27 protein-coding genes and 2 pseudogenes are annotated in these 26,237 nt (G+C 67.9%); 13 read left to right on the top strand and 16 right to left on the bottom strand.

Annotation, left to right across the window (positions count from 1 at the left end; genetic code table 11):
* Positions 1-99: 99 nt before the first annotated feature.
* The 3 genes from GPA10_RS32275 to GPA10_RS32265 all read right to left on the bottom strand — a co-directional run bounded on the left by GPA10_RS32275 (position 100) and on the right by GPA10_RS32265 (position 2,446).
* Positions 100-813, bottom strand: coding sequence for an IclR family transcriptional regulator (locus GPA10_RS32275; protein WP_157168633.1), 714 nt, complete (start codon positions 811-813; stop codon positions 100-102).
* A gap of 833 nt (positions 814-1,646) precedes the next feature.
* Positions 1,647-1,862, bottom strand: coding sequence for a DUF5326 family protein (locus tag GPA10_RS32270; RefSeq protein ID WP_157168564.1), 216 nt, complete (start codon positions 1,860-1,862; stop codon positions 1,647-1,649).
* Between the two features lie 266 nt (positions 1,863-2,128).
* Positions 2,129-2,446, bottom strand: coding sequence for a cupin domain-containing protein (locus tag GPA10_RS32265; RefSeq protein ID WP_058850171.1), 318 nt, complete (start codon positions 2,444-2,446; stop codon positions 2,129-2,131).
* Positions 2,447-2,516: 70 nt separating this feature from the next.
* Between GPA10_RS32265 and GPA10_RS32260 the strand changes: the two genes are divergently transcribed.
* The 5 genes from GPA10_RS32260 to GPA10_RS32240 all read left to right on the top strand — a co-directional run bounded on the left by GPA10_RS32260 (position 2,517) and on the right by GPA10_RS32240 (position 6,685).
* Positions 2,517-2,897, top strand: a complete 381-nt coding sequence (locus GPA10_RS32260) for a phage holin family protein (RefSeq protein WP_058849993.1) — start codon at positions 2,517-2,519, stop codon at positions 2,895-2,897.
* A gap of 9 nt (positions 2,898-2,906) precedes the next feature.
* Positions 2,907-3,452, top strand: coding sequence for a low molecular weight protein-tyrosine-phosphatase (locus GPA10_RS32255; protein WP_157168563.1), 546 nt, complete (start codon positions 2,907-2,909; stop codon positions 3,450-3,452).
* Positions 3,449-4,954, top strand: coding sequence for a cystathionine gamma-lyase (locus GPA10_RS32250; RefSeq protein ID WP_246260205.1), 1,506 nt, complete (start codon positions 3,449-3,451; stop codon positions 4,952-4,954). The genes GPA10_RS32255 and GPA10_RS32250 overlap by 4 nt, the downstream gene beginning before the upstream one ends.
* 283 nt (positions 4,955-5,237) lie before the next feature.
* Entirely contained in the window at positions 5,238-6,143 is a 906-nt protein-coding gene (locus tag GPA10_RS32245) for a LysR family transcriptional regulator (RefSeq protein WP_157168562.1), read from the top strand.
* Positions 6,144-6,202: 59 nt separating this feature from the next.
* Entirely contained in the window at positions 6,203-6,685 is a 483-nt protein-coding gene (locus tag GPA10_RS32240; RefSeq protein WP_058849996.1) for an NUDIX domain-containing protein, read from the top strand.
* A gap of 73 nt (positions 6,686-6,758) precedes the next feature.
* Here GPA10_RS32240 and GPA10_RS32235 read toward each other — a convergent pair whose 3' ends face one another.
* Both GPA10_RS32235 and GPA10_RS32230 read right to left on the bottom strand, forming a co-directional pair.
* Positions 6,759-8,159 (bottom strand): globin domain-containing protein, encoded by a 1,401-nt coding sequence (locus GPA10_RS32235; RefSeq protein WP_425505855.1) that lies wholly within the window; start codon positions 8,157-8,159, stop codon positions 6,759-6,761.
* 899 nt (positions 8,160-9,058) lie between these two features.
* A complete protein-coding gene (locus GPA10_RS32230; RefSeq protein WP_157168560.1) occupies positions 9,059-9,730 on the bottom strand; it encodes an HAD family hydrolase in 672 nt (223 codons plus the stop codon).
* A 76-nt stretch (positions 9,731-9,806) separates the two neighbouring features.
* On the opposite strand from GPA10_RS32230, the gene GPA10_RS32225 reads away from it, so the two are divergent.
* Together GPA10_RS32225 and GPA10_RS32220 are read left to right on the top strand one after the other, a co-directional pair.
* Positions 9,807-10,388, top strand: a complete 582-nt coding sequence (locus GPA10_RS32225) for a DUF2269 domain-containing protein (protein ID WP_343041566.1) — start codon at positions 9,807-9,809, stop codon at positions 10,386-10,388.
* Between the two features lie 5 nt (positions 10,389-10,393).
* Positions 10,394-11,278 (top strand): GNAT family N-acetyltransferase, encoded by an 885-nt coding sequence (locus GPA10_RS32220; protein ID WP_343041565.1) that lies wholly within the window; start codon positions 10,394-10,396, stop codon positions 11,276-11,278.
* Between the two features lie 185 nt (positions 11,279-11,463).
* Here the strand turns inward: GPA10_RS32220 and GPA10_RS32215 are convergent, their stop codons facing one another.
* Both GPA10_RS32215 and GPA10_RS32210 read right to left on the bottom strand, forming a co-directional pair.
* Complete coding sequence (locus tag GPA10_RS32215; protein ID WP_157168558.1) at positions 11,464-11,895, bottom strand: GlcG/HbpS family heme-binding protein; 432 nt, start codon at positions 11,893-11,895, stop codon at positions 11,464-11,466.
* Positions 11,896-11,957: 62 nt separating this feature from the next.
* On the bottom strand, positions 11,958-13,178 hold the full coding sequence (locus GPA10_RS32210; RefSeq protein ID WP_157168557.1) for an MFS transporter: 1,221 nt from the start codon (positions 13,176-13,178) through the stop codon (positions 11,958-11,960).
* A gap of 141 nt (positions 13,179-13,319) precedes the next feature.
* Here GPA10_RS32210 and GPA10_RS32205 point away from each other — a divergent pair, with 141 nt between their 5' ends.
* The gene (locus tag GPA10_RS32205) at positions 13,320-13,778 is read left to right on the top strand and encodes a MarR family winged helix-turn-helix transcriptional regulator (protein WP_058850003.1); all 459 of its coding nucleotides are present in this window, start codon (positions 13,320-13,322) and stop codon (positions 13,776-13,778) included.
* 95 nt (positions 13,779-13,873) lie between these two features.
* Positions 13,874-14,326 carry a GNAT family N-acetyltransferase gene (locus GPA10_RS32200; protein WP_058850004.1) on the top strand — a complete coding sequence of 151 codons (453 nt, stop codon included), beginning with the start codon at positions 13,874-13,876 and terminating at the stop codon, positions 14,324-14,326.
* A gap of 124 nt (positions 14,327-14,450) precedes the next feature.
* Here the strand turns inward: GPA10_RS32200 and GPA10_RS32195 are convergent, their stop codons facing one another.
* The 5 genes and pseudogenes from GPA10_RS32195 to GPA10_RS32175 all read right to left on the bottom strand — a co-directional run bounded on the left by GPA10_RS32195 (position 14,451) and on the right by GPA10_RS32175 (position 17,975).
* Positions 14,451-15,824: a serine hydrolase domain-containing protein gene (locus GPA10_RS32195; protein ID WP_157168556.1), complete on the bottom strand. Its 1,374-nt coding sequence runs from the start codon at positions 15,822-15,824 to the stop codon at positions 14,451-14,453.
* A 74-nt stretch (positions 15,825-15,898) separates the two neighbouring features.
* Positions 15,899-16,669 carry an alpha/beta fold hydrolase gene (locus tag GPA10_RS32190; protein WP_157168555.1) on the bottom strand — a complete coding sequence of 257 codons (771 nt, stop codon included), beginning with the start codon at positions 16,667-16,669 and terminating at the stop codon, positions 15,899-15,901.
* Between the two features lie 178 nt (positions 16,670-16,847).
* Positions 16,848-17,239 (bottom strand): annotated as a pseudogene (locus tag GPA10_RS32185) (hypothetical protein).
* Positions 17,240-17,278: 39 nt separating this feature from the next.
* Complete coding sequence (locus GPA10_RS32180) at positions 17,279-17,581, bottom strand: hypothetical protein (protein WP_157168630.1); 303 nt, start codon at positions 17,579-17,581, stop codon at positions 17,279-17,281.
* 43 nt (positions 17,582-17,624) lie between these two features.
* The gene (locus GPA10_RS32175; protein WP_157168554.1) at positions 17,625-17,975 is read right to left on the bottom strand and encodes a hypothetical protein; all 351 of its coding nucleotides are present in this window, start codon (positions 17,973-17,975) and stop codon (positions 17,625-17,627) included.
* A 199-nt stretch (positions 17,976-18,174) separates the two neighbouring features.
* Between GPA10_RS32175 and GPA10_RS32170 the strand changes: the two genes are divergently transcribed.
* The 4 genes from GPA10_RS32170 (at position 18,175) to GPA10_RS32160 (ending at position 21,926) form a co-directional block, all read left to right on the top strand.
* A complete protein-coding gene (locus GPA10_RS32170) occupies positions 18,175-19,425 on the top strand; it encodes a hypothetical protein (protein WP_343041563.1) in 1,251 nt (416 codons plus the stop codon).
* Positions 19,323-19,736, top strand: coding sequence for a DUF3885 domain-containing protein (locus GPA10_RS44175; RefSeq protein WP_425505852.1), 414 nt, complete (start codon positions 19,323-19,325; stop codon positions 19,734-19,736). Before GPA10_RS32170 ends, GPA10_RS44175 begins: the two co-directional genes overlap by 103 nt.
* Before the next feature lie 769 nt (positions 19,737-20,505).
* Complete coding sequence (locus tag GPA10_RS32165; RefSeq protein WP_198351767.1) at positions 20,506-21,366, top strand: restriction endonuclease; 861 nt, start codon at positions 20,506-20,508, stop codon at positions 21,364-21,366.
* Positions 21,367-21,371: 5 nt separating this feature from the next.
* A complete protein-coding gene (locus tag GPA10_RS32160) occupies positions 21,372-21,926 on the top strand; it encodes a hypothetical protein (protein ID WP_157168552.1) in 555 nt (184 codons plus the stop codon).
* Positions 21,927-22,033: 107 nt separating this feature from the next.
* On the opposite strand, the gene GPA10_RS32155 is transcribed toward GPA10_RS32160, so the two are convergent.
* The 4 genes and pseudogenes from GPA10_RS32155 to GPA10_RS32145 form a co-directional block, all read right to left on the bottom strand.
* Positions 22,034-23,848, bottom strand: coding sequence for a LysR family transcriptional regulator (locus GPA10_RS32155; protein WP_343041591.1), 1,815 nt, complete (start codon positions 23,846-23,848; stop codon positions 22,034-22,036).
* Positions 23,849-24,322: 474 nt separating this feature from the next.
* A pseudogene (locus GPA10_RS43860) lies at positions 24,323-24,760 on the bottom strand (TniQ family protein); the annotation flags it as partial.
* A complete protein-coding gene (locus GPA10_RS32150; RefSeq protein ID WP_343041562.1) occupies positions 24,757-25,878 on the bottom strand; it encodes an AAA family ATPase in 1,122 nt (373 codons plus the stop codon). The gene GPA10_RS32150 and the pseudogene GPA10_RS43860, both read right to left, overlap by 4 nt.
* Positions 25,875-26,099 (bottom strand): hypothetical protein, encoded by a 225-nt coding sequence (locus GPA10_RS32145; protein WP_246260203.1) that lies wholly within the window; start codon positions 26,097-26,099, stop codon positions 25,875-25,877. Before GPA10_RS32145 ends, GPA10_RS32150 begins: the two co-directional genes overlap by 4 nt.
* Positions 26,100-26,237 lie beyond the last annotated feature (138 nt).

Raw genomic sequence — 26,237 nt, 5'->3', positions numbered from 1 at the left:
CCGTCTACCCCGTCAGTAGCTTTGAGGTGGCAGGAACCAACTCCCTGACACTCTTGGCATCTTGCTTAACGTGCACACCAGATCACAAGGAGTGAGTTTTCAGATGCTGATAGAGAAGGCGAGTGTCCTTAGTAGCTTTCCGGTCTCCTCCTGCAACAGGCGCGTCGCCGGTTTCAACCGGTAGGCCTGCGACGACGGCACGGAGATCGCCATCGTGGCCGCGGTCGTGCCCACCGTGACCGGAATCGCCGCGCACACCGTCCCCAGCGCATACTCCTGCTGCTCCACCACCGGTGTCATCCGCCCCAGCGCGTCCAGCCGCCGCAGCAACGTCCGATCGTCACGCACCGTGTTCGGCGTGAGCGAGCGCACCGGGTGACGATCCAGGTGGTTCCGTCGCGCCTCGTCGTCCAGTTGGGCAAGGAGGCACTGCCCGATCGCATGGGCGTGGCCCGTCTCCCGGAAGTCCGCCCACTCCTCCACCGCCGGGTTGCCCACGGTGTCGGCCACGGACACCACATCGATCTCACCGTCTCGGTAGATCGCGAAGTACACGGGCACCCCGATCAGGTCGCACCAGTGCGCCAGGGTGTCCGCGACCATGCCGCGACGATTCTGCTCCGCCGCTCCCGCACTGAGCCGCTCGGTCGCGGCTCCGAGCACGAACACCCCCTTCTCTCTCCGCAGATAACCCTCGTGGTTCAACGTCCGCAGCAGGTGGTACGCCGTCGGCAGTGCGAGGCCGGCCTCCCGGGCCAGTTGCTTCGCGGGGGCTCCGGCCGGATGCGTGGCCGCTGCCTCAAGAAGACGCATCGCACGCTGCACGGAGCCGATCAGGGTGGGGCCGACGCCCTCGGCCGAGGTGGGAGTGGCGGTGGAGGCGGGGATGAGCGTGGGGGTGGAGGTGGAGGCGGGCGTGGGCTTGGGGGTGCAGGCGGGTGTGGGGCTGGAGTCGGGTGTGGGGCTGGAGTCGGGTGTAGGGCTGGAGTCGGGCGTGGGCTTGGGCGTGGTGACGGTGGGAGCGGGAGGGGTCCTGGCGGTACTGGGGTCGGTGAGGGGTTCCCTCGGAGCGGGCGGCGGAACGCGCTGTCCGGGCGGCGGAACGCGTCGTCCGAGCGGCGGAGTTGACGGGCCGTCTTCGCTCGAAGGATCCTCAGCTGCGAGGTCGCTCGGCTGGGTGTCACGGGGTGCGTCGTCAACCGCGGCCATGGGTCACTCCCGAAGCACATGGGGGTCCACTCCCGCCCGGAGGCGGCGGAGTGGCGCAGTGGGCCCGCCTGCGGGGGTCACCCCGCGTCGGTTTTCGGACTCTAGCCTCTGGCCTCCGGCGTGGGGCGCCGTGGCGGGAAACTTCCCCCTGGGGAGGGAACCGGCCTTTACCCTCCCACCAGGCTTGTGCTGACCGAGCGGGTGCCCGCCTGGCGCATGCTCTTCGGGCGCATGCTCTTCAGGCTCGGGCCTTGCGGGTGCGTGCACGTGCCCTGCGGGTACGCGTCCTGCGTGTGCGTGCCTTGGGGGAGCGCGTCCGCCGGGTACGGGCTCTGCGGGTCTGTGCCCTGCGGGAGGCGCGTCCGCCGGGTACGGGCTCTGCGGGGGCGTGCCCTGCGGAAGCGGACCCGCCGCGTACAGGCCCCGCGGGGGCGTCCTCACCAGTCGCTGCGTGACGAGGACGAGCCGGATATGAACTTCCGTACCACGTACACGACTCCGCCGACCAGGGCCACGACGAGCAGCAGTTTGAACAGCAGACCGAAGACGAAGCCGATGACGCTCGCTATGAGGCTGCCGAAGACTACCAGGGCGATGACCGGCACCGCGATCCACTTCACCCACCACGGCATACCCGCGAAGATCTCTCGCATTGCCCTTGCCTGACCTTTCTCCGCAGCTTCCGGGAACTCCGCCCATGTGCAGATTTCCCACTTCACGCATTCGATGCTAGGGCGGAAAAAGCCAGTTCGGGGCCGTGCGAGCCCTTGTCCTTCCCGGACTCGCCCCCTAGGGAACCCCGAGGCCCGGACCCCGAAGCGTGAACCCCGAGGGTGAGCCCCGGTGCCCGGCTCCAGAGGTCCGGGCGCCCCACCCGCACAGCCCGCACGCTCGCACCGCCCTCACCCCCCGCACGCCCTCACCGCTCCGGCGGCGAGAACACGACCAGAACCCGCAGGTCCTCGCTGATGTGGTGGAACTTGTGGGCCACGCCCGCAGGCACGTACACGACACTGCCGCGCGCGACCTCCGTCGTCTCCATCCCCACCGTGATCGAGGCACGGCCGCTGACGACCATGTACACCTCGTCCTGCCGGTGCGGCTGCTGCGGGTCGTTCTCGCCCGCATTCAGCGCGTAGAGCCCGACCGACATGTTCCGCTCACGGAGAAATTGCAGATACGCGCCGTCGTTCGCGGCCCGCTCCGCTTCCAACTCGTCCAGTCGGAAAGCCTTCATCGCTCTCTCTGCCCCTTGCCCCAGGTCGTGGACCGACCACTGTTGACCTTCGTCTGCCACGATCAGACACATGAAGAATTTCGTAGTCAAGACGCTTGCCAACGCGGTGGCCCTCGCCGTCGCGGTGTGGCTGCTCGACAAGATCACGCTCACCGGCGACAGCACGGGCAAGAAGACCCTCACGCTGCTCGTCGTCGCCCTGCTGTTCGGCCTGGTGAACTTCCTGGTCAAGCCCATCGTGCAGGTCCTGACCTTCCCCCTGTTCATCCTGACGCTCGGCCTGATCACACTGGTGGTCAACGCCCTGATGCTGCTCCTGACCTCGTGGCTGGCGGACAAACTGGATGTCAGCTTCCATGTCGAGGGGTTCTGGACCGCCGTACTGGGTGGCCTGATCATTTCGATCGTGTCCTGGGCGTTGAACGTCGCGCTCCCCGACCACAAGGACTGACCTCACGCCATGTCCCGCGCCTCCGCCCACGTGCCGCCTCCAACGCCCGGGACGCCCGTCCCCAAAGCGTTCGCCATCTGTTTCGTGTGCACCGGCAACATCTGCCGCTCTCCCATGGCCGCGTCCGTGTTCCGCGCACGGGTGCGGGACGCGGGCCTCGACGACATCGTCGTGGTGGACAGCGCGGGCACCGACGGCTGGCACGAGGGGGACGGCGCCGACCCGCGCACCGTCGCCGTCCTGGACTCCGCCGGATTCGAGACCGAGCACGTGGCCCGCCAGTTCCAGACGGACTGGTTCGCCCGGCTCGACCTCGTGATCGCCCTGGACCGGGGGCACCAGCGGTCCCTGCGCCGTCTGGCGTCGACTCCTGAGGACGCCGACAAGGTCCGTCTGCTGCGTTCGTACGACGTGTCGGCCGGCGACGACCTGGACGTCCCCGACCCCTACTACGGGGACGCCGAAGGGTTCGACGAGTGCCTGACAATGGTGGAAGCGGCGAGCGAAGGCCTGCTCGAAGCGGTACGGGACGCGGTGGAAGGACGAGCGGCATGACGGACGCAGAGCAGAAGCCGGACCCGGCACCGGAGGGCACGCCCGGCGCCCACGCTGCGCGGGACGGTGCCCGGGCCGGGCGGGGAGCCGCGCATGCCGGGGACGGCACCCGGGACGGGCGGGGAGCCGCAAGCACCGGGAACGGCACGCAAGACGTGCCAGGAGCCGCCAGTGCCGGAGACCGCACCCGAGCCGCGCGGGGTGACGAGAACCCCCAGCGGCAGGCGAACGACGCCCGGCCCGCGCTCGACGCCGCGAGCCCCGGAGACAGCACCCATGCCATACCGGGAGCCGCGAGCCCCGGAGACAGCACCCGTGCCGTACGAGCCGGGCTGCCCGAGCCCGCGCAGTACGAGCCGACCCTCCCGGGGCCGGTGTTCGCGGCCCATTTCCACCTCTCCGGCGAGCCCACCGGCCCGTACACGTACGGCCGCGACTCCAACCCGACCTGGACCCACCTGGAGCGCGCCATCGGGGAACTCGAGTCCCCGGAGTATTCCCGCAGGCACGCTGCCGGTACCGGCAGCGGAACCGGCACCAGCACCGGTGGCCGACAGGACGCTGCCGCCGGGAGCAGCGCCGCGACCGTGGAAACCCTGGTCTTCGCGTCCGGCATGGCGGCGATCTCCGCGGTCCTCTTCTCCCAGCTCCGCGCGGGCGACGCCGTGGTGCTGCCTGACGACGGGTACCAGGCGCTGCCGCTGGTGCGGGAGCAGCTCACGGCGTACGGCATCGAAGTGCGTACCGCGCCCACCGGCGGCAACGCGCAGCTCGATGTGCTCGACGGAGCCCGGCTCCTGTGGATCGAGACCCCCTCCAATCCGGGCCTCGACGTCTGCGACGTTCGCCGCCTGGCCGCCGCCGCGCACGCGCGCGGCGCGCTGGTCGCCGTCGACAACACCCTCGCCACCCCGCTCGGCCAGCGCCCCCTCGACCTCGGCGCCGACTTCTCCGTGGCCAGCGGCACGAAGCAGCTCACCGGCCACGGCGACATCCTGCTCGGCTACGTGACCGGCCGCGACGCCGAACTGATGGCCTCCGTACGGCGCTGGCGCAAGATCGTCGGAGCGATTCCGGGCCCCATGGAGGCCTGGCTCGCGCACCGTTCGCTCGCCACGCTCCCCTTGCGCGTCGAGCGGCAGAACGCGAACGCCCTGGCCGTGGCCGAGGCGCTGCGTTCGCGCGCCGAGGTCACCGACCTGCGCTATCCGGGGCTTCCCGACGACCCCTCGTACAAGATCGCGCAGCAGCAGATGCGGCGATTCGGGTGCGTGGTGTCGTTCGAACTGCCCTCACGCGCGCGTGCCGAGCGTTTCCTCACGGCACTGCGGCTCGTGGACGACGCGACGAGCTTCGGCGGAGTGCGGTCCACCGCGGAGCGGCGCGGCCGGTGGGGCGGGGACGCCGTCGCGGAGGGCTTCATTCGTTTCTCCGCGGGGGCGGAGGACGCCGAGGACCTTGTGGCGGACGTGCTGCGGGCGCTGGACGAGTCGGCGGCCTGAGAGCCGAGTCGGCGCGGTCCGAGAGACGGGTCGGCGGTCTGAGAGACGGGTCGGCGGTCTGAGACCGGACTCGCCAACGGCGGGCTGGGGCGGTCTACGCACAACGGACGGCCCGAACCTCCCCCCTCGTGGCTCGGACCGTCCCCGGTTCTGCGCGCGAAGAACCGCGCGAACAAGGCTAGTTGACTCTGTGTCAGTGTCCAATCACAGTAGCGACAGCAACCTATCGACAAATTTATAGTTGTGCGGTGCGCGGGGGCTGACTGGAGAGGACGGCTGCACCATGGATCTGGCCCTGCTGCGCACCTTCGTGACCGTCCACCGGGCCGGGTCCTTCACCCGCGCGGCAGCTCTCCTCGGGCTCTCCCAGCCAGCCGTGACCTCCCAGATCCGCACCCTGGAGCGGCAGCTCGGCAGACCTCTGTTCCTGCGGCAGGCCCGTGGCGTGACCCCCACGACCATGGGCGACGAGCTCGCCCACAAGGCCGCCCCGCACCTCGACGCCCTGGTCGAGATCACCGAGGAGGGGCTCCACGAGGACTCCTCGGACCGTACGCTGCACCTCGCCGGGCCACCGGAGTTCACCGCAGGACGCGCCCTTCCGGCCCTTACGTCACTCACCGGCGACGACGGTCATGGGTTCGCTCTGCGCGCCTCGTTCGGCAACGCCGAGGAAGTCCTGGAGGGGCTTGCCGCCGGCCATCACGACCTGGCCATCACCACGGCTCGTCCGCGCGGCGCGCTGCTCACCGCGACCCCGCTGTGCGACGAGGAGCATGTGCTCGTCGCCGCCCCGCGCTGGGCCGCCCGCATCGGCCCCGGCAAGCTGCGCCGCAAGGGTGCCGTCACCGTGGAGAACCTGCCGGTGGTCGAGGTCCACGAATCGCTGCCGCTCGTCTCGCGCTACTGGGCCGCAGTCTTCGACTCCCGTCCGTCCGCGTCGGGCGCCGTGATCGTGCCAGATCTGCGGGCGGTGCTCGCCTGTGTCACCACCGGCGCCGGGCTCGCCGTACTGCCGCGCTATCTGTGCGCCGACGCCCTGGACCGCGGTGACGTCGTCGCCCTGCTCGACCCGGCGGTTCCGCCCTTGCGTACGTACTTCCTGGTCGTCCGTACCGGAACGCTCGCCATGCCGCACATCGCGCGGGCGCACGAGTGGTTGCGGCGCGCTGCCATCGACTGGGCCTGAGCCGGTCTCCACACGGCTCGCGATGTTTCACGTGGAACAGTCCGGGCCACATTTCTCCCATGACCGTCCGACCCGTGGTCAAGCGCACCGCACGTGCCGTCCTCCTCGACGGGGACCATCTGATCCTGATCAAGCGGACCAAGCCCGGTGTGGATCCGTACTGGGTCACTCCGGGCGGTGGTGTGGAGGCGGAGGACGCGACTGTGGTCGACGCGCTCCACCGGGAAGTGCACGAGGAGTTGGGCGCGAAGATCACCGATGTGGTGCCGTGCTTCGTGGACACGGTCGAGCACATCGGCGAGGACGGTGGTGCGACGGGTGTGAAGGTGCAGCACTTCTTCGTCTGCCACCTGGAGTCGATGGACACGGGACTGCGGCACGGCCCCGAAGTGGACGAGCCCGCCGGTGAGTACGAGATCGTGCGGGTGCCGTTCACCCGCGTGGGGATCGCCTCGGTCCATCTCGTCCCACTGTCCCTGCGGCACTACCTGGACGGCAACATCGAGGGCGTACGCGCGATGCACGCGCCCGACCTCGGATGAATCCCGCCGCGAGGCACTGAGTTCCGCGCGGCACCACGCAGCGGGATGCGGCAGGGCTCGGCGGGTCGTCGGCTCAGGCGAGCTGGTCGCCCGCCGCCACCAGTTCCTCCACCGAGTCGTGCCGGATGCGGCCCGCGGGGATGCCCACGTCCCGCAGGGCGTCCACTCCGCTGCGGATCATGCCGGGCGGGCCCGAGAGATAGGCGTCGTACTCGTTCCACGGCCCGTACTCGCGGACCACGTCGGGAAGCTGAACCGCACGGTTGTCGACGATCGGACGGACGGCCAGCCAGGGGTGGCTCTGCTGGAGGCGCAGCATCGTGTCGATGTCGTACAGGTCGTGATCGGTGCGCGCACCGTAGAAGACCTCGACCGGGCGCCGCCTGCCGTGCTCGGCGACGTCCTCGACGAGTGCCTTGATGGGAGCGATACCGGTCCCGCCGCCCAGGCACAGCAGTCCGCTGTCGGTCGAGTGATCCACGGTCATGGAGCCTGCGGGCGGCCCGAGCCTGAGCACGTCGCCCGGCCGGGCATGGTGCACGAGCGCGTTGGAGACCCAGCCCGCGGGGACCGCCTTCACATGGAACGAGAGCAGCCCGTCGGAGCGCGGCGCCGACGCGAACGAGTAGTGCCGCCAGATGCGCGGCCACCACGGGGTTTCCAGGCTCGTGTACTGCCCGGCGAGGAAGGGATAGGGCTGGTCGGGGCGGACGGTGACGACAGCGATGTCGGGCGTCCTGAGATCGTGCGCGACGACTTCCGCGTACCACCAGGCGGGCGCGCGCAGTTCGTCCTCGGCCGCCGCGTCGATCATGATCTGCGAGATCGTCGTGTAAGCGCGGACCCAAGCGGCTTCGGTGTCGTCGTCCCACACCGAACTCGCGTACCGGCTCAGCGCGCCGATCAGGCACTCGCCGACGGCCGGGTAGTGCTCGGGCTGGGTGCCGTACTTGCGGTGCCCGCGCCCGAGGTTGCGCAGATAGTCGACGAGCGTGTCGGTGTGGTCGATGTGCTCGACAGCGGTGAGCAGCGCCTTCAGCAACCGGTCGCGCTGGGTGTCCATCGCCGCCGGGAACAGGGCCCGTAGGTCGGGGTGGCGAGTGAAGAGGAGTGCGTAGAAGTACGAGGTGACCTTGTCGGAGATCGGCGCGATCTCGGCCATCGTGCGCTGTACGAGGACGGCGTCGGGGGATGCGTCGAGGTTCGGGGCTGCCGAGACTGCTGGAGCCGCCGGAACCGCCGGAGCCGACGAACCTGCCGGGCCTGCCGGAGTTCCGTGGCCTGCCGGAGTTCCGTGGCCTGCCGGAGCTCCCTGTGTTGTGGGCCCTACCTGGGCTGCCGGAACAACTCGCTGGGCTGCCAGAGAGGCTTCCCGAGCTGCCGGAGAGGCACTCCGAGCTGCCGCAGCACCTTCCCGGGTTGCCGGAGCTGACTGTGCAGCCTGGGTTGCTGGCGCTCCGTGGGCTTGCGGCAGTGCCTGTCGGGTATAGCCGCGTGCGGAGGGCTCTGCCTCAGCTCGGGCCGCCGCGGTCTCCGCTTCGGCGTCCGCGACTTCTGCCCCGGCCCGCTCCTCGGCCCCTGCCTCAGCCTCAGCGGACCCGACTTCCGCGGACTCGGCTCCCGAGGGCTCGGCTCCCGAGGGCTCGGCTCCAGGGGACTCGGCTCGCGAGGGCTCGGCTCCAGGGGACTCGGCTCGCGAGGACTCGGCAGCACATATTCGTCCGGGTCCCGGGCCCGGCTCCACGCCGCTCTCGGGTCCCGGTCTACCGACCGGACGGAACGCCGACAGCCGACGGCCCGGCGGCGCCTCCCGCTGCCCGCTCTCGTCGGCGGGCGCGTGCCCCGTCTGCGGCGCGGCGTCGGGCGACTTCACGCCCTCCCGCTCCTCGGGACGCCTGGGCGCCACGCGTGGCGTGAACCAGCCGCCTGAACCGCCGTCGTCCCCGGAAGTGCCATTGCCCGCCGACGTGGTGGTCGGAGCGTCCATGCTGTGCCTCGCCTCGAACATCTCTCAGTCGGTCCGTGCACTTCCGCAACGGAAGACGCGTGCGTTCCCCGCCCTGCCCTGGCAGCCCATATCGACCACATTGAACCCTGATGCCCCAAGAGTTACGGACAGGTAGGGAGGGAATGTGACATTGACCGCAGTCACCTCAACCGCAGCATCGCAGCTGCGCCGCTTGCGCGGTGCGCGAAGCGGGAAGTGCGGGCTTTCGATCTCGCCGCCTCGATAGGCTTTGCTGACCTGCGTCCATGCCCCCTCGGTGTGCGCTTCCGGCGCGCACTTCCGCGCCTGGCTCGAATCGCCTCCACCCCTGGCTTGAACCGGAGTCGACCATACCGGCCGCAGCTCAGCGCACAAGTCCCCTTCCGTCACTCGGAATTCAAGAGTCCGCCCTCGTCGAGCGCCTCGATTACCGGAATGCGCACCAGTTCGTACGCCTTCCACAAATCACGCCCGACATACGTATGTGTGGCCAGGTCGACCAGCCGGGGATCCGCGTTCACCGCGACGGAAACGGGCATCGCGGCGAACAGGTCCAGGTCGGACAGCGAGTCCCCGTACGCGACGCAGTCGGCCGTCCGCACCCCGAATTCTTCACAGAGCCGGTTCGCGATCTCCACTTTTGCGGCTGCGGTGAGGACGCCCGTGGGATTCACCGGCTCGGTGAACGGCACGTCCGGAAACAACGAGCCGTGCGCGGCATGGGCTCCCCACGCCAACAGCCGCTCCACGAAGAAGGACGGAGAAAGCGAGACAACGGCGCAATAGTCGCCGTTCGAGCGGATCGCGTCCCAGGTCTCCCGGATCCCGGCCAGCCAGGGCGCTCCGTCAAAGGCAGCCGTCACATGGGTGTCGGTCAGCCCCTCCCACAGAGCATGCACCCGTACCGCGTACTGGCCGGAGTCGATGTGCCCCGCGACGAAGTCCCGCTCCAGCTCCGCGATCTCCCGCTCCAGGCCGAGCTGACGGGAGATCTCCACGGGCGCGGCGGTGCCGTACAGCAGCGTTCCCTCCAGATCGAAAAGATGCAGGCGTGCCATGTACGCCGAGGCTAGTACCCGCGGTTACTCCCGCTGTCAGACGCCCTGGCTTCGCGCTCCCGGCACCGTGTTTCACGTGAAACTACGCCGCCCCGCACGCCGGGCCACCCTCGTCGTCCATGTCGCCGCCTCCGCCGGCTGGCTCGGGCTCACACTCGGCCTTGTCGCACTCGCCGCGGCTGCGATCACCTCCGACTCCCCTCCGACCATCGAGGCCTGTGTCCGCGCGATGAAGGTCTTCACGGACTGGCTTCTCCTCCCCCTGGCGTTCCTCACGCTGCTGAGCGGGCTCCTGCTCTCCCTCGGCACGCCCTGGGGGCTGGCACGGCACCGCTGGGTCTACACGAAGTTCTGGCTGACCCTGGCCACGACCACCGCCACGACCTTCGCTCTGCGTCCCGGCATCAACAACTCGGTAGCGGCCGTGGCTGCCGGAGAGTCGTCGCTGCCGTCGACCGACCTCATCATGGGGCCCGTCGTCTCGCTAAGCGCCTACCTCTTCATGACGGTGATCTCGGTCCTTAAGCCCTGGGGAATGACGCGCCGAGGACGACGCGTACGCGCCCCGCATCAGCCCGACGGGAAGCAACTTGGCCAAAAGCAACGTGCTTCTACCCACAAAAAGGTGGACGCCGAGGTCATGCGTCAGACAGCCTGACCCGCGTGTCGACACCTTCCCTCTCCGCACTGCCCATCCGCAGGCTGACTCCCCGCGATCTCGCAGCCTGCGCCGATCTGTCCGAGAACCGTGGCTGGCCCCGTGAAGAGCACAAATGGGGCCTGCTCCTCTCGACCGGAACGGGCTACGGCATCGACGACCCCGACGCCCCCGGCCTCGTCGCCGCGTGCGTCGTGACCCAGTACGGCCCCCTCGAAAACCCAGCCCTCTCGGCGATCGGCATGGTGCTGGTCGCCGAGCGCCATGCCCGCAAGGGCATCGGCCGCCACCTGATGCGGACCGTCATCGAATCCGCGGGCACCACTCCGCTCACCCTGCACGCGACACCGACCGGCCGCCCCCTCTACGAACAGCTCGGATTCAAGACGACCGGCCGCGCCGAAATGGTCAGGGGCCACTTCGTCCCGGACGCCTCGGACACCGATTCCCCCGCGTCAGGGATCACCACCAGGGCGGCGACCGCGGAGGACCTGCCCACCCTCATCAGACTCGACACAGAGATCTTCGGCCTGGACCGCACCCACGTCCTCACCCGCCTGCCGGCATTCACCGACCAACTCCGGGTCGCGGAGGCGGACGGCGAGATCGTCGGCTGCGCGGGCGCGTGGCCGAACATGGAGACCCATGTCGTCGGCCCTCTCATCGCCCGGGACACACAGACGGCGAAGGCACTCATCACCTCGCTCGGTACCCGCACCGATCGCCCGCTGCGCACCGACATCGACGTGCGCCACGAGGAGCTGCTCACCTGGGTGAAGGCGCGCGGTCTGGAGCCCGTCGCCTTCAACGCCGTGATGACGTACGGCATCACGGAGCTGCCCGGCGACTGGACGCGCCGCTTCGCGCCGCTGACGGTGGCCGCCGGCTGAGCGGACCACCGGCCGCGCACGTCGAAGCCCGCCTCCCGGCGCCAACAGGTACGTGGCGCCGGGAGGCGGGCTTCGTCGCTTTGGCACCCGGTGGCGGGCTTCGTCGCTGCGGACGGATACGGGGATCCACAGGGCTCGTACTACGGGAGGAGTACGAGCCCCCGAGCCCCGGGACGGGCGAGTCGCTACGCGAGGGAGCGCGCCGCCACCGTGGCGAACTCGTGGTCCTGCTCGGGGGCTCCGCCACCGACACCGATCGCGCCGATCAGACGCCCGTCACGGTGGACCGGCAGTCCGCCCGCGATGAACAGGAGCGGCCGGTCGAGCGCCGTCGGCAGGGTGTGGAACGGCGCGCCGGGCTGCACGGCGTCGACGAGGTCGGCGGTCGGGGCGTTCAGCTGGAGGGCGGTGTACGCCTTGCGAGTGCTGGTCTCCCCGGAGATCAGCACGGCGCGGTCGTCACGCCGGAAGGCCAGGAGGTGACCGCCCGCGTCGAGGACGGTGACGCTGACCGTCACGTCCGCCGCTTCGGCGGCACGACGGGCGGCGGTGACCAGGACCTCCGCGTCGGTGGTCGTCAGCGGGGCGACCGCGGTGGTGGCGGTGGTGGTGCTCATGAGGGGTTCTCCTCGGTGGTTCTTTCAGAGCTGACGGTGGTTCCGCCAGGGGTGAGTGGAGGTCAGTGGTGGGCGGCGGCCTCGGCCGTGCGGGCCTCGACGACGGGAGCAGCACCGACGACGACCGTGCTGCGGCCGGTGGACCGGCGCTCCAGGGCGGCCGAGAGGAGGGCCAGGGCGAGGGCGGAAGCGGCCAGCGCGGCGCCCACCCAGTTCGGGGCGGTGTAGCCGAGTCCGGCGGAGATCACGAGCCCGCCGAGCCAGGCGGCGAGGGCGTTGCCGAGGTTGAAGGCGCCGATGTTGGCGGCCGAAGCGAGCGTCGGGGCGGCGGCGGCCTGGTCGAGGACCCGCTTCTGCAGCGGCGGCACCGTGGCGAAGCCGAGGGCGCCGATCAGCATGACGGACACGGCAGCTGTGAACTTGTCGTGCGCGGTGACCGTGAACAGGGCGAGCACGAGGGCGAGGGCACCCAGCGAGATGAACAGCATCGGCATCAGCGCGCGGTCCGCGAACCGGCCACCGATCAGATTGCCGCCGACCATGCCGAGGCCGAAGAGCACCAGCAGCCAGGTGACGGAGGAGTCGGCGTAGCCCGCGACGTCCGTCATCATCGGCGTGATGTAGGTGATGGCCGCGAAGACACCACCGAAACCGAGGACGGTCATGGCCATGGCCAGGAGCACCTGGACGTTGCGGAAGGCTCCGACCTCGTCGCGGAGCCGTACGCCTTCGGGCTTGGGCAGGTCCGGTACGAGCTTCGCGACACCGGTGAGGCCGATGACGCCTAGGGCGGCGACGACCACGAAGGTGATGCGCCAGCCGATGGCCTGGCCGACGAATGTGCCGAGCGGCACGCCGACGACATTGGCCACGGTCAGTCCGGTGAACATCAGGGCGATGGCGCCGGCCTTCTTCTCCGGGGCGACGAGCTCGGCGGCGACGACCGAACCGATGCCGAAGAAGGCACCGTGGGCGAGCGAGGCGACGACGCGCCCGGCGAGCATGACGCCGAACGACGGCGCCACGGCGGAGATCAGATTGCCCGCGATGAACAGACCCATCAAGAGCATCAGCATCCGCTTGCGGGAGATCCGCTGACCGAGAACGGTCATGAGCGGGGCTCCGGCGACGACACCGAGGGCGTAGCCGGTGACGAGCAGACCGGCGGTGGGGATGGAGACGTCGAAGTCACCTGCCACCTCGGGAAGCAATCCCATGATCACGAATTCCGTGGTCCCGATTCCGAAGGCCCCGATCGCGAGGGCCAGAAGCGCGAGAGGCATGGAGCTACCTTCCAGACGGTTGCAGGTGCGCTTTACGAGCGACCACAATAGTTGCATACGCGGGTTAATTGCAAGCGCGGGATATTGCACCAGTGGCTTACCCTGGAGGAAGTCGGGCCGCAGGAAGCCGGAGGAACAGTCATGACAGCGACAGACCCCGCACTCACCGCCCTCGCCCAGGGCTGGTGCGCTCTCTCCCTCCTCCACGGGAAGATCGAGGCTCATGTCGAGCGGGCCCTCCAGGCCAAGCACGGCCTGAGCGTGCGGGAGTACAGCCTGCTGGACGTCCTCAGCCGCCAGCACGACGGCGAAGGGGGCCACCTCCAGATGAAGCAGGTGGCCGACGCCGTCGTCCTCAGCCAGAGCGCCACCACGCGTCTGGTCACCCGCCTCGAGGAGCGAGGCCTCCTCTCCCGCTATCTGTGTCCCACCGACCGGCGCGGCATCTACACGGACGTCAGCGAGAGCGGTGCCAGGCTCCTCGCCGAGGCGCAGCCCACCAATGACGCGGCGCTGCGCGAGGCCCTGGACGAGGCCGCCAAGCGCCCCGAGCTGGCTCCGCTGGTCCAGGCGGTCGAGGCGGTCCGCACTCCCGCGTGACGCCCGGCGCCCGGCGTCCAGTGCCCGCGGACGGACGCACGCACGGGACCTGGGAGGCGGGAGGGAGTCCGCCATCAGGCTCTAGGCTGCCCTCCATGGGAGATCTTGAGATACGACCCGCCGCGGCCGACGACATCCCCGCGATCGTGGCCATGCTCGCCGACGACCCCCTGGGCGCCGCACGCGAGTCCCTGGACGACCTCACGCCCTACAACGAGGCGTACGAGCGGCTCGCCCAGGACCCGAACCAGCGGCTCGTCGTCGCCGTGCGCGAAGGGCGCGTGGTGGGCACGCTGCAGCTCACGATCGTGCCGGGCCTGTCACGGAAGGGCGCGACCCGGTCCATCATCGAGGCCGTCCGCGTGCACGCCGACGAGCGGGGGGGCGGGCTCGGCACGCGCTTCATCGAGTGGGCCGTCGACGAATCCCGCCACGCGGGCTGCCAACTGGTGCAACTGACCTCGGACGCCACCCGTACCGACGCGCACCGCTTCTACGAGCGCCTGGGCTTCACCGCGTCCCACGTGGGGTTCAAGCTGCAGCTCTGAAGCCGCCCATCCGAGGCTGCCGATCTGAAGCCGCAGCGCGAAACGCACACGTGCCGGGCCGGAACGCTGTGTGGGGTGGTCTTGTTTCACGTGAAACAGGACCACCCCACACAGGTCGAGTCGCTCAGCCGAGTCCGCGCCAGCCCGCCGGATCGACGCCACCCGGCACCGGCGCCCCCGCCTCATAGGGCTCACGGGTGAAGACGAACGAGGCGATGTCGAGGTGACTCACCGAGCCGTCCGATCTCCGTACTGCCTGGAGCCGCTCTCCCGCGTAGTACCCGTCGAGCCCCGTCCACGTCCCGTCCCCCTCGGGCCGGAACCGCGAACCCCGCCCGGAGCCCGCGAGCGGCCCCACCTCGACCCAGCCGTCGGCCGCCAGCCGTAGCACGAGCACCGAGGTCCCCCAGTACCAGGGGCCGGTGAGCTCCAGTACGGCCCGGTCGACGTCCGGCAGCGGCCGCCACGGCTCAGGGATACGCGGTTCGGCGTCCGCGACGATCCGAATGAGGTCCGCAGCGACCGCGCCCACCGCCACACCGGACGTGCAGTTGGCCAGGACCACCGAGGCGAGCCCGTCCTTCTCGCTCGTCCACAGGGTCGCGACGAACCCGGGCAGCGAACCCGTGTGGCCGGCCAGCACCCGCCCTTCCCGTACGACGAGATCGACCCCGAACCCGTACGTCCGCTCCCCGTCCCCCGCCTCCGCGGGCGCCGCCGGTGTCCTCATCTCCCGCACCGATTCCGCGCTCAGCACCCGGTCGTCGCCGTGCACGAGAAAGACGGCGAATCGCACCAAATCAGCTGTCGTGGACCACAGTTGACCGGCCGGTGCCATCAGGCCGAGGTCTTCGCTGGGCTCCGGCAGCAGCACGTCCGCCCAGGGGTGCACGGCCCAGCCACCGGCGTGCGGGGCCTGCGGCTGCCCGCTGGTGCGATGCAGGCCGAGCGGCTCCAGGACCTCCCGCCGCAGCACGGCCTCCCAGGGCTCGCCGCGCACCGCCTCGATGAGGGAACCGAGCAGGGTGTAACCGGGGTTGGAGTAGTGGTGCCTGCGACCGACGGGGTGCTTGAGGGGCTGCTCGCCCAGCACGTCGCGCAGCTCCGGGCGCAGCGAAGCGGTACTGCGCTCCCACCACGCACCGGGTGTCTCCGCCGCAAGCCCGGCCGTGTGCGACAGGAGTTGCGCGATCGTGGCCTCGCCGACGCCGGTGCCCGGAAGATGCTTCTCCAGCGGATCCGCGAGGTCGAGCACTCCCTCGTCACGCAGCCGCAGTACGAGAACCGCCGTGAACGTCTTGGTGATCGATCCAATGCGGTACTGGACGTTCTCGTCCGGGGCGTGCCCCGCCACCGAGGTACGAGCCCCTGTCCACACCAGCTCGCCGTCCCGGGCGACTGCGGCGACCAGCGAAGGCGCCCGTCCCTGCGCCTGTGCCGTGGCGATGCGATGGGTCAGGGCGCGGCGCGTGCCGGCAAGCAGTTCTTCGTGAGTCATGGGGCCAGTCCATACGGGCGGATGCCGTACGTCGACCCAATTCCCGTTCGCGGTGCGTCAGGTCACGCACGGTGTCACAAGCCGCCCAGGAACTTCACGACCGCCGCGGCGAAGCCCACCGGGTCGGTGTCGTGCACGGTGTGACCGGTCGGCAGCTCCACGAGCTGTGTACGCGGCCGCCGCGCCACCATGTCCTCGGCTTGCCGACAGCTCAGGACGCCGCTGCGGGTGCCGTGGATGAGGAGGGCGGGGCACTCGCTGGACAACCAGTCGTCCCAGTGATCGCCATTGGCCTGTTCCTGCGACATCGCCATGTCCTGCGGAGCGAAGGTCAGACCCCAGCCGTCCGGATACTCGCGGATGGCGTGCGCGAGGTAGTACGCCGAGTCCCCCAACGCGTCCTCGAAGGCCTCCCTCGTGGGGGCACGCTCTGGCCAGGCCAGACAGAACGACAGATCGCCGTCGACTTCCGCGCCGATCTCCACGACGACGAGCGCCCGCACGAGATCCGGGTGCCGGGCCGCGAGCTGATAGGCGTTGATGCCCCCGAGGGAGTGGCCGAGGACCACGGCGTCGGTGACACCGAAGTGAGCGAGGACCGCGGCCGCGTCGCCGACATAGCCCTCACGGGAGTAGTCCGCCGCCCGCTCCGAGCGCCCATGTCCCCGCTGGTCGAGGGCGAGGACCCGCCAGTCCGGCGCGAGGTCGCGCGCCAGCGCGGCGAACGTGCGCCCTTCGTCGAAGTGGCCGTGCAGGGCGAGGAGCGGCCGCCCCTCGCCCCCGAAGTCCAGGCAGGACAGTCGATGACCGTCCACGGACACGCTGTGTCGCGTCGCTTCCCCCATGAGCCCACTCTATGGACCCACGGCTCTGGGCTTGGAGCGGTGTAGGTTCTCGCTTTCGGTGTCATGCGCCGACGCTATGACCTGGACGTTCCCCTTCAGTCTCACGACGTGTCGGCGGGTGGCTGTCTCAGATCGGTGTCATTTCCTCAGACTGTCCAGCCGGCCGCGCCGGACCTCATCAGCCTGCATCGGCGGCCGTCCGTTCCATCCACTCCCGCACCTTCACTGCTTGCTCGATGCGGTTGACGATGTCTTCTTGGACGCCGTGTCCAAGGTCTCCGGGATCTTGTCGAAGGTGTCGGGAAGGACGTCGAGGAGACCCCAGATCTGCTCGCCGGTGCTGACGGTAAGCAGTTTCTGGCACCTCCACTGCAGCGGCACCTCGGGACGGTGCGTGAGCCGCTGCACGAGTGTCGGGAACAGGTAGTGCGTCGCTTCTGCGGCGAGGTGCTCTCGTAGCCAGTCGACCGGGAGCCGCTGGCTGAAGCTATGCATGGCGGCCTCCTGGGCCAGGTCCAGGAGCTGAGCGGTGTCGACGGCTCGGACGGTGCGGGGGAGGGTCGGGCTCATGTCGCGATGATGCCAAGAAGCCAGTGCTGCGCCGAGAGGTCAGCTGGGCCGGGGTGCGATCTGCTGACGGGCAGAGCCCCAGACATCCTCGAACTCCTCGAAGGTGAGTTGTTCGGGGTCGTGGCCTTCCCATTCCGAGACGGGCAGCTCGGCGGTGATCCCGAACCTGCTGTCGTAATCACCGAGGCGACCTGCGTCGCGGACCCGTTGCCACTCGGCGAGGGAAGCAGCTGCGATCGGGACCAACTCAGGCCCTTCGAGTTCGACCTGCCGGATCACCCAGCCTTCGGCGTCGACCTCGAAGTAGAAGCAGGTGTCTTCCTCGTCCCAGTAGCAGCGCATCCATGTGGTCACCAGGCCATGATGCCGGGCCAGATGCATCGCGCTACTCCGCGTCGTCTCGTGGTCGAGCGATGAATCCTGCGGATCGGTCGAGCTGGAACGGAGAGCCGACCCGGGTTGGATCCCAGCCTTGATCCCGTGCCTCGCGAATGCTGGCAGCAACGTGAGCTGGGCGAATGGGCTCCGTCTCGATGCCCACCCAGTTACTGGGGTGGGCCTGGCCACTGGTGACGATCAAGATCGTGCCCGGCTGGCTGCCGCTGGCTGCTTCAACCGCATAGGTCAGTGGTGTCCAGCAGAGTCCCTGCATGTAGGAGGGCTTCCTACGGATCCGCCAGCGGTACTCGATCCCGTCAACGGTTATGCGCCGGGAACCCTTCTTGTTCAGCGCCATCTTCGCCTCCTGCGCCGTTGGACTCTGATGTGTCACCGCGGTCGCGAAAAGCAGGTTGCACGCGAACGTACCGAACGTTATCGCCGACAAGCACCTTCGGGCTACGGATGGGTTGATCAGCCCATAAGTTGGTGTCAGTGCCGAGCGACCCGGCGCATCGCACCCGCCCCGGGTGCACTCACCGCGATCGGAGAGCACCGTGAAGAACAGGGCGTTGTGGCGCGTAGTTGACAACGAGAGTGGTAGCCAGTCCATCGTCAGCACGCCCTCCGAGGCGGTCGCGTTCGTCAACAGCCGGTTCGACACCGATGACGACGACGAGCCGTTCAGCATCACCGAGGTCGGTCCTCTCCTTCCGAAGCCGCTCGGGGTCATCACCGCATGGGCCTCCGAGAAGGACAGCGAGCGAACCGACGGGCGTACTGCCCCGATCACCATCAGGCCGGTTGTGACAGACAACGCCAGCGAGTGCGATGACGTCGTGCTCTGGGGCGACGTGTACGTCTCCTGGGACCACGACATGTACACCGTCGAGGAGCCGGACAGCTCCGAGTACAGCGAGGCTTACAGCGCAGCCGAGTTGAGCGCGATCCTCGACGAGTACGCCGACGACTACGAGTACGCGTCTGAAGGGCCTGAAGGGCCCGACAGCCACAGGTGGCCGAAACCGGAAGAGTTGATCACCTACGGGGCCCAGGAGTGTGCCAAGCGGTTCGGGCACCTCGACGACGACGCCCTGCTGTGGCTCGCTGCCACCCGCATCACGCTCGCCGTGTGGCGCAACACACCCGTCGAGAACTGGCATGCCGGGAAGAGTCAACTCCACGACGGCACAATGATGCGGATCAACACGGCAACCACCCGGCTCGTGCGCTCGATGCTGTCGTTCGACCATGTCGACTGGATCGGTCTCGGTCTCGCGATCGTCAACCCGTCCCGGGTTCTACCGACCGGGCAGTCTGTTCTCGAGCTCGGGCTGGCCTGCCACAACCCTGACGACCCGGCACACGAGGTTGATCCGCGCGAAGAACTCGCGGAGATGGCACAGGACGCGATCGCTTGGGGGCGAACGTACTGCCTTCGCGAGAAGAAGTTCGGCCTGCGAACCCTGATCAAATTCTTCTGTGCGTTCGACAACAGCTGGTTCGGCGCACCGAGTTGGGGGCGGATCGTCGATCGGTTCCTTACGGCTGTCGACGACCGGGAGAATGCGCATTGGCGCATGCACCGGGACGAGCCTTGGTTCGACGAGTGGTTCACCAACCGCCCGGCCGACATTGCGGACACCACGGAATTTCGTCGGCTGCTCCATGCCGGGCCCGACCTGCTGTCCGAGGAGGCCGCCGAATGGTGCGTGGATGGTGCCATCGGCTACGTCTGCCGGGACGACCACACGAACGGCTGCCCGCGGTGCGGCATCCCGCTGGCAACGGAGTCCCCCAACGAGTGAACGTGGGCACCAGCGTAGAAAAGCAGCAATCCGCTGACCGCGCTCTCTCCCGCCTACTCGGCCTCCCCCTGCTTGGGGAGCCAGTCGCGGCTCCACTGACTGGAGATGTGCGGGTGCTTCTGACGGATCTGTGGCAGCAACGCTGGCCCGGCTGCCCGCCGGTCGGTTACAAGCCCCGCGAGCCCTACAGGAATTTCTGGGTCCGCTTCCACAGTCTGCCGGAGTCGAAGCGATACCCGGAGAACGAAAGTGACTACTCCGTCGTCCTGGGCCGGCACAACGGGGTGTTTCGGCGCATTTGCGACCCGTAGTGATCACGCTGTGCCTCAGGACATCGTGTTGTCCTGCATCTTTCGAATGGCCTTGAGCACCTTCGGTTGGACGTGTTCGCGTTCGATCCGCTGACGAGTGATGGGATTGGCCAGCGATTCTCAATCCCGTGTCAGATCGGCCAGTCACATGACATGGCGACTGAGAAAATGACACGGAATTTGAGAACCTACACGCATGTAGGTTCTCACTTTCGGTGTCATGCACCGACGCTATGATCTGGACGTTCCCCCCCCAGTCTCACGACGTGTCGGCTGGCGGCTGTCTCAGATCGGCGTCATTTCCTCAGACTGTCCAGCCAGATCCACCGCGTCTGGGGCGTCACGAACCTGCATCGGCAGCCATCCTTCCACCCACTCACGCACCTTCCCTGTAGGAATCCGAGGCAGCTGAGCACTCCGACCTGGGACATTGCGGTAGTTGAGCACAACCCGACAGCCCTGCGGCGCCAGCACTTGAGCAGCGGCTCAGACTGACATCCCCGCGGCTCCAGGCTCCCGGACTCCGTCTCCGTTGGTCAGCGTTGGGACTCGCTGAAAAATGGCTCTGCCCGCGGCTCCGCAGCCAGTCTTGCCGGGCTTTCCCCGCAGCACGGCCGGCCACCACCAGCATGACGTTGCTGCGGCTACCGACCGCCCGATGACGATCCATCGCTCTGGCCACCGTGTGGAGTCCTACAGTGAAGGGCCCACCAAGGGGCGCCGCTCGAAGGGGAGTGAGCGTTGGCACGAACCGCGAATGGAGGACGCCATGGCACACGAGAGCGGGTCACACTCCGTGTTGATGTGGCACTTGTCGCCCGATCGGCCTTGGGCCAAGGAGATCGTTTCCGGTCTGGCCCGGCACGGCTTCGCTGTGCGGAGAATGGAGCAATACGTAGGGCGGGGAGAGCAAGCGACGGCTCTAGGAGAGAATAAGCAGGCGGGACTCCTTTTGAGCCTCAAAGGCGCTGACTCACTACTCCTTCTGATCTCTCCGAACGTGCCTCCGAGTGATGAGCAACTGCGCAGTCTCGACAGCAGCATGGATCAGCGGGGTGTCGATGTCATCCCAGTGATTCTCGGGTCAGGGTCAGTGCCCCAACCGCTGAGGGGGCGAGCCGGGGTGACCATGGCGCACGGCGAGGCGTCGATCGGTGAACTCACACAGAGAATCGAAAAAGGGAGGGCGATTGACCTCCTGGACCTCCGGTCGGCGGATTTCGAGAATTTGGTAGAGGATCTTCTCCGCAGTGAGGGCTTCGACGTCATCGCGTTCAGCAGATCGGGAGACCGTGGATACGATTTCTTAGCGAGGACCCCCGGAACCGACAACACGCCGCCGATCGAGTACGTCGTGCAGGTCAAGGCGTATCGACACTCACGTGTGTCGGTGGCAGCCGTGCACGAAATTGCACAGAAGGTCGCCAGGGCAGGAGGTGGCCGAGCCGTCATGATTGTGACGAACGGTCAGCTCACCTCAGTGGCAAAGCGCACACTTACGGACCTTGCCTCACTCCCGGAGTCCCCTGAGATCCGCGTCTTGGACGGCACCCAGGTCAAGTACCTCCTACTCAAACATCCTGACCTGGTGCGCAAGTACGGGCGATCACACCACGAACGAGGCCGGTGAGGGGGATGACCACCCAAGCCGCACTGACAGCTGCACAACTGCGTGCAGACCTTGACTCGTGCCCGGCGGGGGCATCCGGGTGGAAGAGATTCGAGGAGGTCGCGCTCGACGCACTCAGCTACCTTTTCGTCCCGCCGCTCAGGCCGCCTACCCCCCAGGCGCACACCTACTCCAATGTGGAACGCCGGGACGCCGTCTTCCCCAACCGACACCTCGACCCGTCGAGCAACTGGGGAATTTTCCGGCAGGACCTTGAGGCTCGGATGATCGCAGTGGAGTTCAAGAACTACGACAAGACAGGGATCGGGCGGGAAGAAGTCGATCAGACTGCCAATTATCTGCGCCGACCCTGGGGTCGGCTTGCCTTACTTTGCACGAATGTTGAGCCGAGTAAGTCGGCACATATTCGCCGAAACTCGATATTCAGCGATGACAAAAAGGCGATCCTCTTCATCACTAAAGCCGACCTAGGCGAGATGCTGGATATGAAGGATCGAGGCGAAGATCCCTCGGACTTGATCATGGACATCTATGAGGCATTCCTAATCCAGCACGAGTGATTCCCCGGGGGAGGGAGGCCGTGGAAAAGCTCCAGCGACCTCCGCACTCTGCTAACGCGCGGGCCGGAAAAGGGCACGCTGAAGACGGCCGACAGCAGCCATATTCATCAACCTCCCTCTCCCGTGATCACGCGCCTCTCGCGCTGGCGTGAAGGTAGCAACCCCTCACCGGCCTGGGCAAAGCAATTTTGGTCGGGATCAGCAAGGGCTTCGCGGGCAGCTGCGGCGACCTTCTGGCCGAAGGCCGTCAGCTTCATGGGGTGTCCGCGCTCAGCCCGCTCGAGTAGTTGTTGGCCGAGGTCGTTCTCAAGCCGCTGAATCTGCTTCATCAGTGCCGCGGGTGTGATGCGGCGAACTCGGGCGGCTTGATAGAGGCTCGGGTGTGGAGCCGCTGCCGCGAAGCGTTCCAGCCGCTGCCATGCATAGGGGCTGGTAAGGGCCTTGCGCAGAATCGCAGGTGCGTGGTCAGCTTGTTCGGCCAAGCGAAGAGCCGAGTCGTGACTCACTCCGCCGCGGGGCCTGATCGGGATGTTATGTCTGTGTGCCCACCGCTCCATGTGCGCGTGACTCATGCCCCTCTCCCGGGCGAGATCAGCAAGGGTCCGGCGACGAACGACGTATTGCTCGTGCAGCCAGTCGCGCTCGACGGTCCCTCGGCGCGTATAGTCCTGCGGTCCATCACGCAGCGGGATGCCGTATTCGTGTGCGAGCGGGGTCAGAACCGTGCGGGAGATGCCAGTGAGTTCTGCAATCCGGGCGAGTGAGAGATGTTCACTCTGGTAGAGGCGGTCGAAGTCACTTCTCGACAGCTGTTGTCGAGCCGCGTAACGAACGCGGCCTGTTGATCTCGCGGCGGCCTCGGTCAGAGCGGCGGCAGGAGCGGGGTTCTCCTCCAGAATGCCTCGGACCACGGGGGTGCTGGTGCCGAGGGTCTGAGCTGTCCGTCGAACGGGATGCTTGCCCTGACGGATCAGACAGTGCAGGTGTGGGATGTCGATGGTGGTGGGGTCGGGTCCGGGCAAGTCGAGTCCATCGAGTAGGCGAGCGGGTGGCTGCCAGACCACCGGTTCGTTCCGGATGTGCTGGGCAAGGAGGAACGCGCGGGCCTCGTCGTTCAGCGCTTCCGCAAGCTCGGGTGTCAGGAAGACGGGGAATCGTGCGGCCTCGACGCGGAAGTGTGCTTCTTCGTCCTCGTCGAACCCTGGGGAGGCTTGCGCTGGCAGGCCGCTGATGCGTTGGAACAGACGGCGGCGGACGACCCACTCGCGCCGTCCGTTTCCGGGCTGGGTGCCGATGGACCGGCAGATCTCCAGCCAGCGCTCGTGCGGCAGCAGGCAGGTGTAGTCCAAGCGGCGACGCCTGGAGTAGTCGATGGGAATGTCGTGCGCGTCGAGGTAGTTGGTCAGTCGGATCAAGGCGGTCTGAACGTCAGGCCAGCGCGGGTCCTGGCCCAGTTTGTGCTGGATGCGGCCGACGGCAGGGCCGTCGGTATGGGAGCCGAGGAGTTCGGCGGCGGCGTCGAGCCGGACCCAGCTGTTGATCACCAGCAGTGAGGCGGACAAGGCCATAGGAAGGACGTTGTGGAAGCCCTCCGGTGAGGCACTGAAGCGCATGGCCCAGGAGGGCCAGAACGTGCTCGGGATCTTCCGGGCTCGCTGGCCGCCTGCCCGGCTTGCGGTGCTGGGACAGCTGGGCAGGGCTGTGATCGTGCGGAACCGGAGCTGTTCCAGAGGCGTGAAGGACGGGGCAAGCGCGGCTAGGTGCACGGCCTTGAGAACAGGGCTCAGGCCGCGTCCCCAGCTGTCGATGCTAGTGGCCGTGACTTGGTGAAGATCCGGATGCATTGCCAACAGCAGTTCGCGCATCGCGCTCCCGCTGCGGTGGATGTCGCGGTGAGCGAGGACGCTCAACGTGAACGTCACGGCAGCCGCAGTACTCACTGCCCGCGCTGGCGACATGTAGCCAGGGCGGACTGCGGCTCGGTGTGCGAGATGACAGCCGGGCTCGGGGACGAGGTGCCGTTCGGCGAGGTCCGGCGGGGCCAGGTCGACGAGGGAGTGAGGAGGCAAAGCTGCCAGGACGCGACCGCTGATGGCACGGATGTCATTCAGGGCGGTTCGTGCTGGCTGAGGATGTGCCGCATAAGGGCCGAACGACGCCGTTCCGCTATCGATGATCACTAACACCCGGTCCTGAGCGAGCAGGGCCGGATGTCCTTCCGGCAGGCGAAAAGTAGGGGTTTGGGTCAGATCGAAGCCGCAGCCGGCCGATGGAGGGCCGTCCGTGCGGGCCGGCGGGTTTCCGCAGAACCCAGGTCGGGGGACAAGCTTGCCGGAGCGGGGCTGAAGTCTCTGGATGCGTCCGCAGTTCGGACAGCAGTCCGCCAGGAGGCAGCGGTGGGTGGGACAGGCGAAGGTCCAGCCCAAGCGCCAGGTTGGCTGCCAGCGGCCGGTGGATGCGGCCAGGCAGTCCGGACAGAACCGGGAGCCGGAGCGGCCCCAGAGCCTTCCGCGTTTGACGTGCAGGCCATCGGCGGTGATGTGTAGGGCCCGACCGTCGTAGTGGGCCAGCGTCATGCTCATGACCTTTCCCAAGGGCAGTCCGCTCGCGTGGGCGACGGCTGCGGCTTCTGGGGCAGGCAGTGCGATCGTCCAGTCCGGAGGGATGCCCCGGGTGCGGTCACCAGCGCCACTGCGGGAGGGAAATCCGAGGTGCCGCTGAATCTCGCCCAAGGTGGCGTGATGGCGAACCGCCGATGTCTCCAGCCAGGAGTCGAACGCCTCTCCGGGAAGGGGTTGCACTCGCAGTGGGAGGGTTCGAATGCGGGGCCTCATGCAGCCTTCCGCCGGTTGGCGCCGGGTCGGCTGGTCAGCTTCCCTCGTCCCAACGCGGCTTCGAGTTCTCTGCGGGCAGCCTCGGACGCCTCGTCGTTCTTCACCCGATCGAGCAGGTCACGGTCGAGGCGTTCGGTGCCGCTGCGGATGGCTCGCTGGCAGCCACGGTTGACCAGTGTCATCAGCGAGCCGATATGGCCGGTGCTGCGTGCGAAGAGGTAGTCGGACAGGTCGTCCGCGAGCATGCCGGGGTGTTTGTCGGCAAGGACGATGCGCTTTTCGAGAGCCAGGAGCATTTGCCGCCATTCGCGGCGACCGTTCTCTTTGGTGATTGTGAAGGGCGGCATGTCCAGCCGCGTGGTTCGGCGGCCTGTCTGAGCCAAGGTGGTGTCGCCGCCGGTGTCCCCTTCGCTGAACAATCCCTTCTCAGCGAGCCCGACCCCGACTTTCAGCAAAGTAACGGGGAACTCGTTGGCGATCCACTTGAGATGGTTGCTGACCTCGATGCCGCTGGTCTTGCGCCATTTCAGAAAATGCAGGTCATCCAGCACCAGCAGACGGACCTCACAGGACAACACGCAGTCCAGAGCCTGCTGGCCAAGCTGGGCTGTGGTGCCGCGGTGGCGGCCAGGGTGCCCGAAGAACTCCAGCAGGGCCCGGTTCAGGTCCTTCATGCCGGTGTTGCCGGTGAGCCCGACCCGGCAGACCGGCCATCGCTCATTGCCCTGGGCGGTGAACTCCCCTTCCTCGGCAATCTCTCTGCGGTGGAATTCCCGGGTGAACGCGAGGACCGAGGTGGTCTTGCCCAAACCGGGAAAAGCATCGACGGCGACGGCGCCCTTGGCCTTGTCTCCGTCCTGGAGGTTGCTGTCGACGATGTCCCACAAGTCCTCGTGCAAGGCGGACAGTTGAGGAGTCTTGATCGGGCCGAGGTTGGCATGCCATTCCCGTCGCCGACGGTTGTATTCAGCTCTCGCCTCGGGGCTGAGCTTCTTCAGCTCGGCGCGTGTCAGCAGCTCGGGTTGGCTTCGGCGTGGGGCATCGGCGAATGCTCTGAAGTCCTCTTTCCGGCACAGTGCCAGGTTGCCCATGCTCGGCAGGCTGGTGGTGCCGATCACGCATCCTCCAGGGCGTCGGCGTAGAAGTCGTCCTCGCCGAGGTCTTCCAGGTCGGCCTCGTCGTCATCGCCCATTTCGGGCGCCGCGGCCACCTCCGGCTCTCCGCGGGAAGAGGCCGTCTCCTCGCCCAGAGCCTTGCGGACAGAAGGGAGCGAGAGGACCTGTTCCTCGGTGTCTGGCAGTTCGATGGCAGCCTGCTCACGCGAGAGCCGCAGGGCCATGCGCCGCTCGGCTAGAGATCATTAATGGCGAGGGTTACGGGGGTGTGAGTCCGGTCTTGTCGATGTAGCCGCGGATGAGGCCGGGCCGGTACTGCATCTTTTTGAGCCGGGTCTTGATCAGGGCGGCCAGCTGGTCGA

It is taken from the genome of Streptomyces typhae (assembly GCF_009755605.1).
GTDB lineage: Bacteria > Actinomycetota > Actinomycetes > Streptomycetales > Streptomycetaceae > Streptomyces > Streptomyces typhae.
The sequence above is the reverse complement of the archived record's forward strand: the minus strand, read 5'-3'. Positions and strand labels throughout refer to the sequence as shown.